At 59.6% G+C, this 18,569-nt stretch carries 14 protein-coding genes; 11 read left to right on the forward strand and 3 right to left on the reverse strand.

Going from position 1 to position 18,569, the window contains the following annotated elements; translation table 11 throughout:
• The first annotated feature begins 209 nt into the window (after nucleotides 1-209).
• The 5 genes from ET418_RS05260 to ET418_RS05280 all read left to right on the forward strand — a co-directional run bounded on the left by ET418_RS05260 (nucleotide 210) and on the right by ET418_RS05280 (nucleotide 5,584).
• Nucleotides 210-1,739 (forward strand): glutamate synthase-related protein, encoded by a 1,530-nt coding sequence (locus ET418_RS05260; protein ID WP_149306544.1) that lies wholly within the window; start codon nucleotides 210-212, stop codon nucleotides 1,737-1,739.
• A gap of 3 nt (nucleotides 1,740-1,742) precedes the next feature.
• The gene (locus tag ET418_RS05265) at nucleotides 1,743-2,192 is read left to right on the forward strand and encodes a 4Fe-4S dicluster domain-containing protein (RefSeq protein WP_149306545.1); all 450 of its coding nucleotides are present in this window, start codon (nucleotides 1,743-1,745) and stop codon (nucleotides 2,190-2,192) included.
• A complete protein-coding gene (locus tag ET418_RS05270; protein ID WP_149306546.1) occupies nucleotides 2,189-3,499 on the forward strand; it encodes an NAD(P)/FAD-dependent oxidoreductase in 1,311 nt (436 codons plus the stop codon). The genes ET418_RS05265 and ET418_RS05270 overlap by 4 nt, the downstream gene beginning before the upstream one ends.
• Before the next feature lie 34 nt (nucleotides 3,500-3,533).
• Nucleotides 3,534-4,646 (forward strand): class II glutamine amidotransferase, encoded by a 1,113-nt coding sequence (locus ET418_RS05275; protein WP_149306547.1) that lies wholly within the window; start codon nucleotides 3,534-3,536, stop codon nucleotides 4,644-4,646.
• Between the two features lie 191 nt (nucleotides 4,647-4,837).
• A complete protein-coding gene (locus ET418_RS05280) occupies nucleotides 4,838-5,584 on the forward strand; it encodes a GltB/FmdC/FwdC-like GXGXG domain-containing protein (RefSeq protein WP_149306548.1) in 747 nt (248 codons plus the stop codon).
• Between the two features lie 178 nt (nucleotides 5,585-5,762).
• Here the strand turns inward: ET418_RS05280 and bioD are convergent, their stop codons facing one another.
• A complete protein-coding gene (bioD, locus tag ET418_RS05285; protein WP_149306549.1) occupies nucleotides 5,763-6,479 on the reverse strand; it encodes a dethiobiotin synthase in 717 nt (238 codons plus the stop codon).
• A gap of 105 nt (nucleotides 6,480-6,584) precedes the next feature.
• On the reverse strand, nucleotides 6,585-7,577 hold the full coding sequence (gene bioB, locus ET418_RS05290; protein WP_149306550.1) for a biotin synthase BioB: 993 nt from the start codon (nucleotides 7,575-7,577) through the stop codon (nucleotides 6,585-6,587).
• A 574-nt stretch (nucleotides 7,578-8,151) separates the two neighbouring features.
• On the opposite strand from bioB, the gene ET418_RS05295 reads away from it, so the two are divergent.
• The 6 genes from ET418_RS05295 to ET418_RS05320 all read left to right on the forward strand — a co-directional run bounded on the left by ET418_RS05295 (nucleotide 8,152) and on the right by ET418_RS05320 (nucleotide 16,570).
• Complete coding sequence (locus ET418_RS05295) at nucleotides 8,152-8,817, forward strand: FKBP-type peptidyl-prolyl cis-trans isomerase (protein ID WP_149306551.1); 666 nt, start codon at nucleotides 8,152-8,154, stop codon at nucleotides 8,815-8,817.
• Nucleotides 8,818-8,949: 132 nt separating this feature from the next.
• The gene (locus tag ET418_RS05300; protein WP_149306552.1) at nucleotides 8,950-9,210 is read left to right on the forward strand and encodes a hypothetical protein; all 261 of its coding nucleotides are present in this window, start codon (nucleotides 8,950-8,952) and stop codon (nucleotides 9,208-9,210) included.
• A gap of 32 nt (nucleotides 9,211-9,242) precedes the next feature.
• Nucleotides 9,243-9,578: an FKBP-type peptidyl-prolyl cis-trans isomerase N-terminal domain-containing protein gene (locus ET418_RS05305; RefSeq protein WP_188055336.1), complete on the forward strand. Its 336-nt coding sequence runs from the start codon at nucleotides 9,243-9,245 to the stop codon at nucleotides 9,576-9,578.
• 74 nt (nucleotides 9,579-9,652) lie between these two features.
• The gene (locus ET418_RS05310; protein ID WP_149306554.1) at nucleotides 9,653-14,452 is read left to right on the forward strand and encodes a chitobiase/beta-hexosaminidase C-terminal domain-containing protein; all 4,800 of its coding nucleotides are present in this window, start codon (nucleotides 9,653-9,655) and stop codon (nucleotides 14,450-14,452) included.
• Nucleotides 14,453-14,518: 66 nt separating this feature from the next.
• Entirely contained in the window at nucleotides 14,519-15,079 is a 561-nt protein-coding gene (locus ET418_RS05315) for a hypothetical protein (protein ID WP_149306555.1), read from the forward strand.
• 189 nt (nucleotides 15,080-15,268) lie between these two features.
• A complete protein-coding gene (locus ET418_RS05320; protein ID WP_149306556.1) occupies nucleotides 15,269-16,570 on the forward strand; it encodes a cohesin domain-containing protein in 1,302 nt (433 codons plus the stop codon).
• 85 nt (nucleotides 16,571-16,655) lie between these two features.
• Here the strand turns inward: ET418_RS05320 and ET418_RS05325 are convergent, their stop codons facing one another.
• Nucleotides 16,656-18,446 (reverse strand): GspE/PulE family protein, encoded by a 1,791-nt coding sequence (locus ET418_RS05325; RefSeq protein WP_149306557.1) that lies wholly within the window; start codon nucleotides 18,444-18,446, stop codon nucleotides 16,656-16,658.
• Between the last annotated feature and the right edge of the window lie 123 nt (nucleotides 18,447-18,569).

The following is an 18,569-nucleotide window of genomic DNA, read 5'->3' on the forward strand; positions in this document are numbered from 1 at the left end:
GTCGGGCGGGAAGACAACCGGCAAATACCCCACTATTTCAAGGGGTAATAATACTCATGGTCCCACCTTAGCCGCAACTGTTTTTTCGGGCACAATGGTTGCTTAAGCAAATAGTTCGCTATCGGCCCATGAACTTTCGGCATGCCGATGACAGCGGCCGCGCGCCCCGTTCTGCGCAGGAACCCGGTTTGTACCGGAGGAGGTAGAAAGTGCTTTATAAATCCGTCAACGAATCATTCAACGAGTTCATGATCGAACGTAGCGACCCCAAGTGTATCCGCTGCAAGGTATGCGTCCGCCAGTGTGCTTATGAGGTCCACAGCTACGTGGAAACCGATGACCGCGTGGCTGAAGACAATACGCTCTGTATCGGCTGCCGCCGCTGTTCGGCGCTCTGCCCCACCGGCGCCATCACCATCCGCTCCAACCAGGAAACCTTCAAAAAGAACGAGTCCTGGTCCGCAGCCCATATCCGCAACGTGTATGCCCAGGCCGATACCGGCGGCATCCTGCTGACAGCCATGGGCAACCCGGCCAAGTACCCTATCTATTGGGACCACCTGCTTCTGGACGCATCGCAGGTAACCAACCCTTCCATCGATCCGCTTCGCGAGCCGATGGAACTGCGTACCTATCTGGGCAAAAAACCTGACCGTATCGAAGTCGTCCACAACGAGAAAACCGGGAAGCCGGAGCTGAAGACCAAACTATCCCCCCAACTCACCCTGGAATATCCTTTCATCTTCTCGGCCATGAGCTACGGCGCCCTGAACCTGAATGCCCATCGCGCCATGGCCGCGGCAGCCCAGGAACTGGGCACGATCTACAATACCGGCGAGGGCGGTCTGCACAAGGAGCTCTTCAAATACGGCAAAAACGTCATCGTCCAGGTGGCCTCGGGCCGTTTCGGCGTCAGCGAACAGTACCTGAATGCCGGGGTCGGCATCGAGATCAAGATCGGCCAGGGCGCAAAACCGGGTATCGGCGGTCACCTGCCGGGAGAAAAGGTCGATGACCAGATATCCGAGACCCGCATGATCCCCATGGGCTCCGACGCTATCTCGCCGGCGCCGCACCACGACATCTACTCCATCGAAGACCTGCGCCAGTTGATCTACGCCCTGAAAGAGGCCACCAACTACACCAAGCCGGTGTCGGTCAAGATCGCCGCCGTGCACCACATAGCCGCCATCGCCTCGGGCGTGGCCCGGGCCGGCGCCGACATCATCACCATCGACGGGTTCCGCGGCGGCACGGGCGCCGCACCGCAGGTCATCCGCGACAACGTGGGCATCCCCATGGAACTGGCCCTGGCGGCGGTAGACTCCCGGTTGCGGGATGAAGGTATCCGTAATCAGGTGTCCATCGTGGTCGGCGGCGGCGTACGCAATTCCGGCGACGCCATCAAGGCCATCGCCCTGGGCGCCGACGCCATCAACCTGGGGACCTCCGCCCTGCTGGCCATGGGCTGCACCCTGTGCCAGCGCTGCTACACCGGCAAGTGCCCCTGGGGGATCACCACCAACAACCCCTACCTGGCCAAACGCCTCAACCCGGAGATCGGCGCCGAAAAGCTGGTGAACCTGGTCCACGCCTGGGGCCACGAGATGAAGGAGATCCTGGGCGGCATGGGATTGAACGCCCTGGAGTCGCTACGCGGCAACCGTTACAAACTGCGTGCCGTCGGGTTGACGGAGAAGGATATGAACTTGCTCGGCGTCATGCCGGCTGGAGAATAGACCATGAAACGAATCTACACCATTGAAGATGCCTGCATTGGCTGCCACCTGTGCGAGGTGGGCTGCGTCACCGAGCATTCCCTCTCGAAAGACCCGGTCAAGGCCTTTCTCCATGAGCCGGAACGTCCCATTTCCCGCTGTACGGTGGAGGAGTTGCACGGCGGGATCATCTCCCTTTCGACCACCTGTCGGCACTGCGACGAGCCGGATTGTCTGCGGGCGTGCATTTCCGGCGCCATCCAGAAAAATGCCGAAGGGGTCGTGCGCATCGACACCGAACAGTGCGTGGGATGCTGGTCATGCGTGATGGCCTGCCCCTATGGCGCCATCCAGCGCAACCTCAAGAAGAAAAAGGCCAACAAATGCGACCTCTGCCCGGACAGGAAGTCGCCGGCCTGCGTTGACGCCTGCCCCAACCGGGCACTCGTGTACAGGGAGGGGAGCCAGAAATGAACTACGTAATCGTCGGCAATTCCGTAGCTGCCGTGGGCGCTATCCGCGCCATCCGCGAGCGGGACCAGCAGGGCAATATCACGGTCATATCGCGGGAAAAGCATAATGTCTATGGCCGGCCGCTGATCTCCTACCTGCTGGGCGGCCTGATCAACGAGAAACGCATGGCCTATCTGCCGGATGACTTTTACGCCAGAAACCGCATCAACCTGCTGCTGGCATCGGAAGTCGTAGGGGTTGATACCGAGGCCAAGAAGGTCAAACTGGCCGGCGGCGACGCCATTGCCTACGACAAGCTCCTGCTGGCCACCGGCGGCGACCCGTTCATTCCGCCCATCGAGGGGATGTCCGGCAAGGACCGCATCTTCACCTTCACCACCTGGGAAGATGCTGCCAAGCTGAAAGGCATCGCCCCGGACATCAACCGCGCCGTGGTCATCGGCGGCGGCCTGATCGGCCTCAAGGCTGCCGAGGGCCTGAACCTGCTGGACAAGTCGGTGACCGTCGTCGAACTGGCCGACCGGGTCCTTTCCTCGGCCTTCGACCGACCGGCCGGCAAGATCGTGGCGCGCAAGATGAAGGCCAACGGCATCGACGTCATCACCGAGGACACGGTCGTCCGTATCGAAGGGGACGGGGCGGAGATCAGCGGCGTCACCCTCAAATCGGGCGACTTCATCCCCTGTGATACCGTTGTCGTGGCCATCGGCGTACGCCCGGCTGCAACCTTCCTCAAGGGGAGCGGCATCGAGGTCAACCGCGGCATCGTGGTGGATGCGACGATGCAGACCTCCGGCAAGGACATCTATGCCGCCGGCGATGTGGCCGAAGCGGCCGACTTCTTCAGCGGGCAGAAAAACCCCATGCCGATCTGGCCCGATGCCTACATTCAGGGAGACATCGCCGGTGCCGCCATGGCCGGCGGGACGAAAGAATATGTGGGGGGCCTGGCCATGAACTCCATCGAGTTCTTCAAGGTTTCCACCATCTCCATGGGGGTCACCAACCCCAAGGACCCGGCCCAGTATGAGATCCATACCTATCAGGACATCCAGAATTACCAGTACCGCAAGGTCGTGTTGCAGGACAACCGCCTGGTGGGCGCGGTGTTGGTGGGGAACGTCGACCGGGCCGGCATCTTCTCCGGCTTGATCCGGGAAAAGGTCGATATGACCCCCTTCCGGGAGAGCCTGCTCACACCTGATTTCGGATTCCTCCATCTCTCCAAGGAGATCAGGAATAGACTTTTTGCGCCACAGGGGAAAGTGGCCGATAACGGCCGTGCAGAGCGGGCGGCGGGACATTAAGCAGGCTATTGAAAAACCTCTAAGAGGACCATCTATGAAACCACAACCTACCCACATCTTTCAGAAAGACATCTCCAACTGCGGCCTGACCGGTTTCATCTCCAAAAAGGGGACACGGGTCGAAGGCTCGGTGATCATCAAATCCATCTCGCTCATGCATGACCGGGGCAACGGGTTGGGAGGCGGTTTCGGCGCCTATGGCATCTACCCGGAGTTCAAGGACTTCTACGCCTTCCACCTCATGTACGAGAACGCCATGGCCCTGCAACTGGCTGAGGAATATCTGGATGCGAACTTCCACATCGAACTGCAGGAAGATATTCCGACCCGCCGCACCAAGGCGATCGCCAATCCTCCGGTGTTCAAGCGCTACTTCGCCACCCCTCTGGAAACCGACGAGTACCGGGAAGCGGTGGAATACCAGGGCATGACCGACTCGGACATCATCGTCCGCCACGTCATGGCCATCAACCACGAGATCGAAGGGGCCTTTGTGGTTTCCTCCGGCAAAAACATGGGCGCCTTCAAGGGGGTCGGTTTTCCCGAAGAGATCGCCGAGTTTTTCCGCCTCGAGGAGTACAGCGGCCATATCTGGACCGCCCACAACCGTTTTCCCACCAATACCCCCGGCTGGTGGGGCGGCGCACACCCCTTCACCCTTTTGGACTGGTCCATCGTCCACAATGGCGAAATTTCGTCCTACGGCATCAACAAACGCTACCTGGAGATGTACGGCTACCTGTGCACCATGCTGACCGACACCGAGGTGGTGGCCTACACGCTCGACCTGCTGATCCGCAAGCACGGGCTGTCGCCCGCACTGGCCTGCACCGCCCTGGCGCCCCCCTTCTGGTCGCTGATCGATCAACTCCCCCAGAACGAGCGGGATCTCTATACCGCCATCCGCCAGATCTACGGCAGCGCCCTCTTAAACGGACCGTTCGCTATTCTGTTCGCCAGCAACAAGGGGCTGATCGGGCTCAATGACCGGGTCAAGCTGCGGCCGCTCGTCTGCGCCGAAAAGGACGACTTCGTCTACATGGCCTCCGAAGAGTCGGCCATCCGCGAGATATGCCCCGCACCTGCCCGCATCTGGACACCGCGCGGGGGGGAGCCGGTCATCGCCATGGTGGAAGGAAACGTTTAACGGTTGTTGAAAAACAGCCATCTCGCCGCCATCCTCGAATGCCCTTTTGTGCGGCGTAGCGCCCGGCCTTCGCAGCCAAAGCTGCTTCGGCGGAGTAGGCCTGCTACGCCTCCTCAGGGCCTTCTCCGGGTGCGACGATCTGACTATTTTTGAACAACCTGGGTTTTTCAACGGCCTGTTAAGGAGCTTATATGAAGATAAACGCGCAGGGAATCTACTACCGGGATCTCAACGCCACCATACGCGAGGCGGTGCTGGCCGGTACGGACCAGATCGAGTTGAATAACGTCAACGGCCAGTACTTCATCGGCGATGGTGTCAACAAGCCGGTGACCATCACCATCAACGGCGTCCCGGGCAACGATCTGGCCGCATTCATGAACGGCGCAACCATCATCGTGAACGAGAACGGCCAGGACAATATCGGCAACACCATGAACGCCGGCAAGGTCATCGTCCACGGTCACGCCGGCGACGTCCTGGGCTACGGCATGCGCGGCGGCAAGATCCACATCAGGAAGGATGTGGGATACCGGGTCGGCATCCACATGAAGTCCTACCAGGAGAACAAGCCGGTGCTGATCGCCGGCGGCAAGGCGGGCGACTTCTTCGGCGAATACATGGCCGGCGGCGTGCTGATCCTCCTGGGCATGTTCACCGACGACCCGGCAAAGGACAAGCATGGCTACCTGTTCGGCACCGGCATGCACGGCGGCGTGATCTACGTGCGCGGCGGCGTGGATGAGTCCCGCCTGGCCAAGGAGGTCGGCGTTTTCGAACTGGACGACAATGATCGAGCGGAGTTGGAAGGATACGTCGCTGAGTTTTGCCAGGATTTCAAACTCGATGTACAAGAGGTGCTCAAGGAGCGGTTCGTCAAGGTGTTGCCCCGCAGCAAGCGCCCCTACGGCAACATGTACTGTCCGATGCCCAAGTAATTCGCATCACGACTCGATTCTCGCCACAAAAAAACCCGCCAAGCATCATTGGCGGGTTTTTTCTGTTCCACGGTCATATTCCCAGGGGACAAGGCCATCAGGCCATCCCATTGGCGGCAACCAACCGGCGGTAACCGACAACCGACCGGCTGACTACTCCCCCCTGTCCTTCCTCGCCTCAGACCCCCAACTCCCTCAGTACAATGGCCGTTTCCGGCTGTCGGTCCAACCACGCGGCCAGACGTTCCACTGCCGCCGCCTGGTCGGAGGCGGTCTCATGGGGCCAGACACCAAGCACCGGCGCTCCGCACAGGGAACCGATATAATGGGGGGCGCTCCGTTCGGCCAGGTCCGGCTCTTTGGGAAAATTGTTGATGATGACCCCGGAGACCGGAATACCCATCTGCTGGGCGGCAAAGCAGGTCAACACGGTATGGTTGACGGTCCCCAGATTGGGGCGCGCCACCACCAGCAGCGGCAGTTCCAACTCCCGAGCCAGGTCCGCCATGAGGAATCCGCCGACCAGCGGCACCATCAGTCCTCCGGCCCCCTCCACGATCACGAAGTCGTACGCCGCTGTCAGACGATCAAAGGATTCCCGAATCCGGGCAAACTCGATCACGGTGCCGTCGATCTTTGCCGCCTCGGCAGGGGCCAGCGGCTCCCGGAGCAGATAGGGGGTAACGTCCCTGCTGCAGGAGATGCCTGCGGCTTGGCACGTGAGAAGTGCGTCATCGGAGACCAGCTCTCCGTCTACCTCCCTGCAGCCGCTGGTCACCGGTTTCATGACGCCGACGCGGACGCCGCGCATGCGCAGGAGCCGCGCCAAGACGGCGGTCACAATGGTCTTGCCCACGCCGGTATCGGTGCCGGTTACAAATATGCCTTTACCCATGACGACTCCCTGATCCAATGGAATATAAATCCATGCCGAGATCACCTGAATCCTGAGAAACGGCCGCGCGGAGGACAGCCGAGACTATTCAGGCGAGACCCTGGCTCAAGAACACCCGCAGGGCGCAACGGTCAGCCCGAGATCTGCCACCATCTGGCGGTCAAGGGCAGGATTCCGGCCGACCTTGGTCAGATAATTGCCGGTCATCATCCCGCTGGCGCCGGCCATGAAGATCCATGACTGCAACTCACGCAGGTTTTTCTCGCGGCCGCCGCAGACCGTTATCTGCCGGTCGGGCAAGAGAAAGCGGTACACGGCGATGGTCCTGAGGCACTCCAGCGGCGTCAGGAAGTCTGCGCGCTCAAGGCGGGTACCTTCAACCGGGTCGAGGAAATTGACCGGAATGGAATCCACCCCCAGTTCGCGTAGCGTCAGAGCCATCTCGACACGCTGGGCAAAGGTCTCCCCCAGCCCGAAGATGCCGCCGCAGCAGACCTTGAGGCCGGCGCGCTTGGCGGCCCGGACCGTGTCCACATCCTGCTCGTAATCATGGGTGCTACAGATGTTCGGGAAAAAACTGCGCGCGGTTTCCAGGTTGTGATGATAGGTCACCATGCCCGAATCCCTGAGAAGACAGGCGGTCTCATAATCGATGATCCCCAGAGAGCATGACGGCGCAATGCCCGCTTCCTGGCGAATGCGCCCCAGGGTACGGCAGATCCGGTCCAACTCATCCCGACTCCCGATCCCCGTGCCGCTGGTGATGATGCCGTAGCAGGAAGCGCCGTGCTGCTCGGCGCTTTTGGCGCAACTGATCATCTGTTCCTCGTCCACAAGCGGGTACGCCGCAGCCTGGGTCGAGTGATGGGCGGACTGGGCGCAAAATGCGCAGTCCTCGGGACAGGTGCCTGATTTGGCGTTGATGATCGAACAGAGCGCCACCGCCTTGCCGACATAATGCTCCCGGATGCGGCCCGCTTCGGCCAGCAGCCGATAGAACTCAGCCCCCTCAACATCTCCAAGGCGCAAGGCGTCGTCGCGGTCGAGGGTGTAGCCCGAGATCACAGAGTCGGCCAGCTTTTGCATAGTATCGTTCATAATCCCCTCCTCTGCGTGCAATATCATGACTCACCGGCATTGTCAACCATATCGGGACGGCAAGTTTACTACCAGTTATGTAAATAGCAATATTTATTGCACCTGCCACATTGTTTTCACAGGGGAGTATCTACCTTATGGACACAAACTTCCGCCATATTTTTCCAATCCGACTGCAACTATCGTTGCACAAAGACCGCCGACCAGTACGATCCACAGGGATAAAATACAATAAATTCAGCGATACCGACATCATCACCCATTCGGTATACATAGTGCATAATTTGCCGCAATATTTTGTATGGACAGCCAAATAACTGCTGAGCAATCCCCGGAATTCATCGCGACACGTTGCGATAAATCCCGATCGACATGATGTATAGATATTTATATTTGACTTGCCAGATAAAGATAACCGTCTAAAATCAGTTAACTTTGTTTATAATAAAAATAGTTTAATGTTGTTTTTTATCATATTTGTCGTACCGTTATAAATACAGAGCCTCCTGTTTTCAGCATCATCTGTATTGTAGAGCATGTAGCTTGCATCTCATGAAATGACGGGGGATCATCGATGAAAAAACTTGCCGTTACGCTCACAACACTCCTTATCGCCTGCTCGGTATTTGCCGGGGAAACCCCAAAAACAGAAGAACAAAAAACTCTGTATGCGCTTGGCCTGCTCGTGTCCCGCTCTCTGGCAACCTTCAACCTCACCCCGTCAGAGTTGGAGATCGTCAAACAGGGACTTACCGACGCCGCAAGCGGCATGAGCCCGCAGGTCGATCTGGGCGTCTACAGCGGCAAGGTCCAGGAACTGGCCAGGGCGCGCCGCAAGCTTCAAGGTGAACAACTGGCGGCCGTCAACAAGGATTTTCTCGATAAGGCGGCCAGGGAAAACGGCGCCGTCAGAAGCGATTCGGGGCTGGTGTACCTTTCGCTGAGAGAGGGGACCGGAGCCGTCCCGGGCCCCACCGATACGGTTAAGGTACATTATCGCGGCACCTTGCCCGACGGCAGAGAATTCGACAGTTCGTACAAGCGCGGCAAGCCCACCGAACTCCGTCTGGACGGTGTCATCAGATGTTGGACCGAGGGGCTGCAAAAGATGAAGGCCGGCGGCAGGGCAAAGCTTGTATGCCCGTCCAGTATCGCTTACGGCGATGCCGGTGCGGGTGACCTGATCCTGCCGGGTGCGGCCCTGGTATTCGAGGTCGAACTGCTTGAGGTGAGAAAGTAAGGGATCGGCGCAACCATGACACGAGCACAGGTGACATTGACCATAGCCCTGGTCCTGTTGGGATTTACGACAGCCCACGCCTCAGATACTTGCAGGGTCACAGAGTACCCGGATCGGATCGAGGTGAGCTGCATGGGGAATTCTGCTCCCGCTCCGGCATCACCGGAGGCGTCTACGGCTCCCGTTGCCGCTCCGACAGCCGAAGCGGTTTCGAAAGAGCCGACCGCCACCGTGTCTTCGGTGCCCCCTGCCCAGAGTGGATTCGCGGAACCGGCCCCGGACAGTCCCTTGCCACAGACAGCCAACAATCATCAGCAGCGCCGCATTGCGACAGACACCATGGAGAACGCCAGGGCGGCGCGCCTCCAGAAGATAATGAACAGCAGGCAATGACAAAACCATTATGCGCAGAAAGTGAGTATCCCATGCCGCACACATCGATCTTGTCCCCGTTTCTGCTGATCCTGACGGGGATATGCCTCATTGCCGCCCCGTCCCATGGGGAAGAACGGCAACAGCTCAATTCCTCCGGAGACAAAATCCAGTACGCCATAGGGGTTGAGGTGGCCAGAAATTTTAAAAACCAGGGACTGGAATTGAATCTGGATTTGGTTACGAAAGGCATGCGGGACGTATTGTCCGGTGAAAAACTTCTTGTTTCGGAAAAGGAGCTTCGAAGCATCCTGATCTCTGTTCAGAGCGACATACGGCGAAAACAGTCGCTGGCGAGGCAGGGGGTTACCGGCGACAAAAAACCATGAAAGGTTGACCTGTATTTGAGTATTTGAAAAGACGTGGAGTATCTGGCTTTTCACCATGTAAAGAGAGGGGCATCATGAAAAGAGAACAATTCTGGATATTGCTACGACTGGTGCTGGTAATTGCCGTTTTCCTCTGGAGCCCCCCACGGGTCCAGGCAGGCCCGGGAGGTGGCACCTACTACGCCAACAGCCCCTCCGGAGGCCTTTCTGGCGCGGCCCTCCGGAAGTTTGTCGACAAGCTTCCAGGCTTGGGGCTCCCCAACTGCACCATGAGCAGCCCACCGGGGGTGGGGACCTGTAATGAAAACAACCTGGGAAGCTACATCCCGATTGCCAACAAGGTCACCAGCCCGACATTTCCGGCAACAACGGCAACGGACGGCGTGACCGCCATACCTGCTTCCGACTATTATGAGATCGGGCTCGTTGAGTATTCCCAGAAGATGCACTCCGACCTGCCGAAAAAAACCCGGCTGCGCGGCTACCGGGACCTCAATGCCAGTTTCACCAACATGTCCACCCAGTATCTGGGCCCCCTGATTATCGCCCAACGGGATGTGCCGGTCCGCGTCAGGTTCAGGAACCTGCTCCCCACGGGTAATGCCGGCAAACTGTTCATCCCGGTGGATACCAGCCTGATGGGCGCCGGACGGGGCCCAACGGTTACCACGTCCGCAATCGCCAGCACGATCGGCGCCACCGTTCCCGCATTCACGAATTACAGCGGCAACTACACCCAGAACCGCGCCACGGTCCACCTCCATGGCGGCAACTCCCCCTGGATCAGCGACGGCACCCCCCACCAGTGGACGGTGCCGGTCAACGAGATATCGACCCCGTACCAGAAGGGTGCCTCCGCCCGGGACGTCCCCGACATGGGTAAAACAAATCCGGGAGAACTGACCTTCTACTGGACCAACCAACAGAGCGGCCGCTTGATGTTCTACCACGACCACTCCCTCGGGATAACCCGCCTGAACGTCTATGCCGGCGAAGCGGCCGGCTACCTGATAACCGATCCGGTGGAAGAGGGGCTGATCAACAACGGAACCCTGCCGAACATCTGCCCCGGCGGAGGGACGGCGGTCTGCGAATACCGTTACGGGATTCCCCTGATCATCCAGGACAAGACCTTTGTGCCCAAGAACATAGACACCCAGGACGCCCTCTGGACAAAGAGTTCCAAAGGGGTGGCAAACAATTGGGGCGTCTACGGCGACCTCTGGTTCCCCCATGTTTATGAACGGAACCAGGACCCCACCAGCCCAGGCGGGGCGAACCCCTTCGGGCGCTGGGACTACGGCCCCTGGTTCTGGCCGCCGGTATCCATAGCGGCGGATAAGAATACCCTGCCCGAGCCTTCCACGACACCGGAAGCGTTCATGGACACCATACTGGTCAACGGCACCGCCTACCCCTATCTGACCGTGGAGCCGAAACCGTACCGGTTCCGCATACTGAACGCCTCCAACGACCGCATGCTCAACCTGAGCCTCTTCGTTGCTGACCCCAACGATCCGCTGGGCACGGAAGTAAAGATGGTGGCGGCCGCCCCCACGCCGTCATTTCCGGCCGGGCCGTTCCCGGATGTGGCTGTCTGGCCCACCGACGGCAGGGCCGGCGGCGTGCCGGACCCAACCACCATGGGGCCGAATATCATCCAGATCGGCAACGAGAGCGGTATTCTGCCCAATCCGGTCGTTCACCCCAACCAGCCGGTCAACTACAACTATAACCGCCGCGACATCGTGGTTCTGAACGTCCAGGAAAAGAACCTCTTCCTGGGGTCTGCGGTGCGTGCCGATGTGATCGTCGACTTCTCCGACCCGAAATACATCGGCAAGAACATTATTCTCTACAACGATGCCCCGGCGCCGGTCCCGGCCTTTGATACGCGTATCGACTACTACACCGGCAATCCGGACCAGACCACCAGCGGCGGCGCCCCCTCGACCCTGCGTGGGTACGGCCCCAATACCCGCACGGTCATGCAGTTCCGGGTGGCGGGCGCACCGCAACCGAATCCCAACCTGCTGGCCAACCTTAAAGCGGCCCTGCCGGCCGCCTTCAAGACCAGCCAGCCGGCCCCGCTCATCCCCGAGCCGACCTATCCCGTGGCGGCATGGGGCGTTACTGCGCCGACGGAGCGATACGCCAGGATTCAGGATTATGCCATCACCCTGAACCCGTTGAATCGCGACTACACCGCGAGCACCATACCGGTGACCATCCCCTTCCAGCCCAAGGCCATCCAGGAGCTGTGGGACCCGTACGGGCGTATGAACGCCACCTTGGGGATCGAACTTCCCTTCACCACCCAGCTCAACCAGACGACCATCCCCATGGGGTACGCCGAGCCGGCCACGGAGCGGATCGTGGACGGGCACCCGCAGATCTGGAAGATAACCCATAACGGTGTCGATACTCACCCGGTCCACTTCCACATGTTTGACGTGCAGGTACTCAACCGGGTCGGCTGGGATGGAGCCATCCGTCCGCCGGACGACAACGAACTGGGCTGGAATGAAACCGTCCGCATGAACCCGCTGGAGGACATCATCGTCGCCCTGCGGCCCAAGGCGCAGGCGTTGCCCGGCGCATGGGTGGGCTTGAATACAGACCCCACTGCTGTTGGCTTGCCTCTTCCCAAAAGTAATCGCCTCATCGACCCGACCATGGCCCTCCACGCCCCTATTGCAACGACCGATATCGGCAATCTCGGCCAGGGGGGGACACCGGTCGCCGGTCTTGCCGTAAACGTACCCAACGATCCCACAGACTACGGTTACGAATACGTCTGGCACTGCCATATCCTCGGTCATGAGGAAAACGACTTCATGCGACCGGTCATATTCAGCGTATCCTCGGCGCCTCCTCTTTCTCCGAGCGGTCTTGTCGCCAGCATTGGTGGGGTTCCAGTACAAGGTCTGACTAACTATGTTACCCCCTACACCAACCCGAACATCAACCAGGTCGTGCTCCAGTGGACCGACAGCGCACCCGTTTCCACGCCCAGCCGTTTCCAGGTGTTTCGCGCTTCCGGTGCCGGTCCTTACACGTATCCCACAGGCTTCACTGCCCTGGCGGAGATATCCTATTTGCCGGGCTATCCGCCAATCTATACCGATACCAATGTCAACCCGGGGACGACATACACCTATGCCGTCATCTCCCTGAACGACTACTCAACGCCTAACAACCCATCGAGTGCCACACAGAGCGCACCGGTCACCACGGCCGCCTGGACCGCGGCCACCGGTGTGACCATCACCGACGGCAAACCGGTGGGGCATGTGGTCGGCACCAATGTTTCGTTCACCGCCGCCGGTACGGGCGCGACATCGGGCAATGCGGCCCTGGCCGTCGTCTATCAGTACCGCTTCCTGCTCAACGGGGTCGAGGTACAGGCTTTCAGCACCAACGACATGTGGACCCTGCCGGATACCGCGGCCGTGGGCAGTTACACCATCACGGTCGAAGCGCGCACCAGCGCGGGGCAGAACCCGGTTGCCACCGCGACCATTACTCATGTGGTCAATAATCCGCCCAGTCCGCCGGTAACGGTTGCCAGCCCGGTCCCCGCCGTCTATTCGGCGGCTCCGGTGGTGGTGTCCCTGACCGCAACAACCAACGCGCCGCCGGCGACCATCTACTACACCCTGAACGGCAGCACGCCCACGACGGCGATGCCTCCCTACACCGGGCCGATCACGCTGACCCAGACCACCACCATCAACTACTTCGCCGTCGACGTCAACGGCACGGCCGAAGCGGTCCACACCGACACCTGGTACATCCATGTGCCGGACCTGGTGGCCACCATGCAGATCAACAACGGCGCTACCCTGACCAAAACCCTGGCCGTTACCCTGAACCTGAACGCCTTTGACCCGGTCGGCGTCGCCACCATGGAATTCTCCAATGACGGCATCAACTGGAGCGGCGAGGAGCCCTATGCGACCCGTAAAACCTGGACTCTTCTTACGGGCAGCGACGGGCCGCGCACGGTCTATGCCCGTTTCCGCGACAAGTCGTTGCCCACCGGTGTCCAGTATCCTCCGATCACCGCCGCCATCACCCTGGATACGACCCCGCCGGTCACCACGCCGAGCCCGGTTCCGGGTACCTACACCAATGGCAGCTCGCTTGCGGTCACCCTGACGGCAAACGAGACAGCCACCATCTACTACACCGCCGACGGCACCACCCCGACTACGGGTTCGCTGGTCTATGCAACCCCGATTCAGATCAATACCGCCGCCGGTTCGTCAACGACCATCAAATACTTCGCCATTGACAGCGCCGGCAACCAGGAATCGGTCAAGAGCGGTGTCTGGAACATGGCGACAATCGACCTGGTCGCCAGCGCCCTGATCAACAACGGGGCCAGTTGGACGCCGACCCCCAATGTCACGCTGACGCTGAAGGTCTTTGATCCAACGGGGATTGCCAGTTATGAACTCTCCAACGACGGCTCGACCTGGTCCGGTCCGTTCGCCTCGCCGGACATGACCGCAGGAGTCACCGTAACCATGACGCCGAGCTGGACCTTGACCAGCGGCGAGGGGTTGAAAACCGTGTACGTGAGATTCACCGACACCAATCTGGGGGGCGGCACGACCTATCCCCCCATCACGGCCTCGATCCTCCTGGGCAATAAGGATGGCCTGCTGCCGGGCACCAGCGGTTACCTGGCCAGCGCCCTGAAGGCGCTCCACATCGCCACCGGTTTCGAGTCACCCACCCCGTTGGACCTCGTTCATGCCGACGTTGCTCCCTACTCCAACGGTGCGGCAAAACCGGACGGCAAAATCAACCTGCTTGACGTCTACGCCATCCTACTCCGCAGCCTTGGTCTGATAGCAACGTTCTAATGATATACGGGAAGGCCTCCGAAAAGGAGGCCTTCCTTACACAACCCAAACCAGGAGAGTTCTTCTATGAAAAGATATGTGACGACAACTATGATCAGCGTTATTTTCGCTCTAACACTTGCCGGATGTGGAGGAGGCGGTGGCGGTGGCGGCTCCGTAACGAAAGCGACCACCAAAGCCTACCTGTTCGGCAACATGACATCCACTAGCACAGTGGTAACCGTCCAGACAACGATGAATGTACCCAGTGGAGTGTTGGTGAATTACTCATCAACTCCTGGCGCCACGACGGGCCTTTGCCCGCTTCGCAAAGGGGTCATCGTGCCATCCGGGCCGGTCTTGGTCTCATCGTCTGATTTCAATTTGAGTTCCTACGACATCGGCAGCAGGGTGCTGACCATCTCTATGGTGAATAACGGCAGGGTGCCACTGAAAAGCAGTACAACCGCCAACACCGGCACTGGAGCCGAGTTTGCGACAATTAACTTTACCCTCGCCACGGCAGGCGCCGTTCCTGCGTCCATGCCTTTGGTTGACCCCGCACCTACAGTCGGGCAGGAGCTCCCTGGTCCCAACTTGAGCATCTTACCCGGCAGCAAAATCAACTTTGTGACAACATATCAATAACCGACGCTCTATACGCCTAGGGACAAAAGTGCTTTACAAGAAAGCTGGTAACGGGACCGCACATCCGTTACCAGCTTTGTTCAGAAACAAACGGCAGCAGGTGAAGATACGCTGAATTCCGTTGCCATCAATTCCGCCCTAAGCTATGCTTATACCTAACAAATTTCATCCGGCAGAAAGAGACAAACCATGACTCGACATATCGGACATATCCTTATGGCGGCAACCCTGATCCTGGCAAGCGCTTCGCTTTCCCTGGGGGCGTCCATAACAGTCAGTTCTTCCGGTAACGGCGTCTATACCGTCCAGGGAAGCAGCATGGATGGTGTGTCGGGTATCGAGATGACCCTGAAATACGACACAACGAGCCTGGCATCGCCGTCGGTCACCCAGGGAAGTCTCATTTCCGGTGCAATGATGGCAGCCAATACCAACGTTGCCGGGTCGATCAGGATCGCCGTCGTCAGCAGCGCATCGTTTTCAGGCAGCGGCACGATCGCCACCATCGCCTTTGGGACACATACGGGAACAGGCACGGTCTCGCTTGCCTCCTCCAGCTTGATCAATAGTAGTGGGAGCGCTATAAACGATTCTTCCTCCACCTCTACAGCAAGCGATAACAACGCGACCAGCACCACCACGACCTCAGACACCACCAGCGCGGCCTCAGTCTCAGGCACCACCGGCACGACTTCAGGCGCTACCAGCGCAACTTCCGGCGCCGCAACTGCTACCAGTAGTGGTGGCGCCACCTATCTCGGCACGGTCACCATGCCGTCGGACAGCCAGATAAAGGGTGAGACAAAAACAACTGCCACCGGTGAAACGCCGGTCCAACCCAGCACTCCTGAGGCGGCCGCCAAGCCGGGGGAAACGCCTCCCGCGGGCGAAGCCCCCGTTGCCGGGGAAGTGCCGGCCGCGACCAAGGCCCCGGCGGCGGCAAAGAAAGCGGAAACGATCAACGTCGCTTCCAACACGGCTGTCCTTGAACGCTTCAGGGCTTACCGGGGAGACAAGACTCCCGCCATCATGGTCGCACTGTTCAAACAGCAGATTTCCCCCTCCTTCCGCCAGGAGCCTTTTGTCGTCCTGAGCGACGGCACGACCACCGTGACCATAGTCGCCGATCTTTCCGCGGAGACGGGAAGTTCGCCCAATTTCGCCCTGACCGGCGCAAAAATGGTCTCCCTGAAAAAAGACGACACTTCATCCACCTGGCTCATTAAAGCCCTTCCTGCGAAAGGCGCGTTGAGCGCAAGCCTGATGGTCCTGAATGAAACCAAGGTGACCGAATACCCTCTGACCATCGCCCCGGCCATCAAGAAAGCGGCAGCTACGGAGAAGGAATTCGCCGCCTTCCTCAAGGATGCCGCCAAGACGCCGGCGAAGCACGACTTGAACGGTGACGGAACGTACGACGGGATCGATGATTACATCTACACCGCCAATTACCTCGTCCGGCAGCAAAAGGCCAAAACAACCGCAAAATAGCTATTCCCCCTTGCAGGCCGCAAACAAAGAAAGCCGACCGGAATTTCCGGTCGGCTTTCCCCTTTCCCCAATAAAGGGCGTTGCCCTATCCGGTCATGGCCACAACCTCTTCATAGGTCGTCACCCCCTCCAGCATCTTCTGAATGGCGATCTGCCGCAGGGAGGCCAAACCGTCCTCGCGGGCTGCGGCCAGCAGGTCCCCCAACTCCACCGACCCGGTAATCAGGGACTTGACCCGCTCCGACATGTCCAGCACCTCGAAGATGCCGGTACGTCCCTTGTAACCGGTGGAGCGGCACTCCTTGCACCCTCCCCCCTCCCAAACCCTGGAAGCCTTTTTACCCAGTTGCAGGTAGGTGCGTTCGTCATGGGTCAGTTCGCGTTCGCTCTTGCAGTGGGGGCAGATCCTGCGCAGCAGCCGCTGCGCCACAATACCGATCACCGTGGCTGAGATGAGGAATGGTGGCACCCCCAAATCGAGCAGGCGGATGATGGCCGAAGCGGAATCGTTGGTATGCAGGGTGGAAAGCACCAGATGGCCGGTCAGGGCGGCCTGTACGGCATTTTCGGCAGTTTCCCGGTCGCGGATCTCGCCGATCATGATGATGTCCGGGTCCTGGCGCAGGATGTTGCGCAGGATGGAATCGAAGCCGACGCCGATGGCCTGCTGCACGCCGATCTGGTTGAACTCTTCCATGACCATCTCGATCGGGTCCTCGACGGTGATGATGTTCACCTCCGGGGAGGAAAGGGAGCGCAGGGAGGAATACAGGGTCGTGGTCTTGCCGCTGCCGGTCGGGCCGGTAACCAGGATGATGCCGTTAGGCCGCCGGATGAACGCGTTGTAGAGGGCGAGTTCCCGGGGATAGAAGCCCATGCTGTCCAGATCCTGCAGCAGGATGTCCGGATCGAAGACCCTGATGACCACCTTTTCGCCGAACGCGACCGGAACGGTCGAGACGCGCAGTTCCACATCCTTGTTGTTGGAACTGGTCTTGATGCGGCCGTCCTGGGGACGGCGCTTCTCCGCCAGGTCCATTCGGGAGAGCATCTTGATGCGCGAAACGATCGGGGCATGAAGCGGCTTGGGGATCACGTGGATATTGTGCATGACGCCGTCGATCCTGAAGCGGATCAGGGACTTTTCCCGCTTGGGCTCGATATGGATATCGCTGGCGTTCTGGTCGAAGGCGTATTGCAGCAGGAAATCCACCGCATCCACCACATGCTTGTCGTTGCCTTCAATGTCGTGGTGCCCCTTGAGCTTGAAGAACTGCTCCAGATTCCCCAGTTCGACACCGGATGACGCCTCGGCTTCGGCGGCCATGACCGAGGCGCGGAACCCGTAGAATTCGCGCAGTATCTTGAGGATATCGCTTTTGGAACTGAGGACGCGCCTGATCTCCAGCCGGCGCGCCGCGGCCAGTTCCTTGACCATGGTATCGTTGAAGGGGTCGGCCACGGCTACCGTGATCACGCCCTTGTCTTCGGCAACGGCGACAATCAGGTTTTTCAGGGCAAAGGGGCGCGGGATGTGGGCGGTGACGACATTCAGATCAAGCTTGAGCGGGTCTATCCTGAGGTAGGGCAGGCCGACGGCGGAGGCCACGACCTCGGTAATGAGATCTTCCGTCAGGAATTTTCCGGGAGAGCCGGACAGTTCGAGATTGAAGGAGGCGATCACCTCCACCGGCGAGATGGCCTCGGCACCGTGCTGGACCCTGCGGGATGCGCCGGCCTGGTAGTAGGCGAACAGCTTGCTTTCCTGAGCCTTGCCGCGGGAAAGGATATCCTTCTGTTGCTCCGGGGAGATGACCCCGCGGCGTTGCAACAGCAGGGCGCAGTTTTCAAGGGTCAATCGGTTCGATGGGGGCATGGTCCCTTCCGGTGTTCCGTGCGGTTGGTCGTGGGAAGTTATTCCGAACCGTTTTGGCTGGTGCCAAGGTGCGGCGACACGGGTGGCGCAGGTTTTACATCAAGGAGCCGCAACGACGGCAGC

Source organism: Oryzomonas rubra (assembly GCF_008369015.1).
Lineage (GTDB): Bacteria > Desulfobacterota > Desulfuromonadia > Geobacterales > Pseudopelobacteraceae > Oryzomonas > Oryzomonas japonica.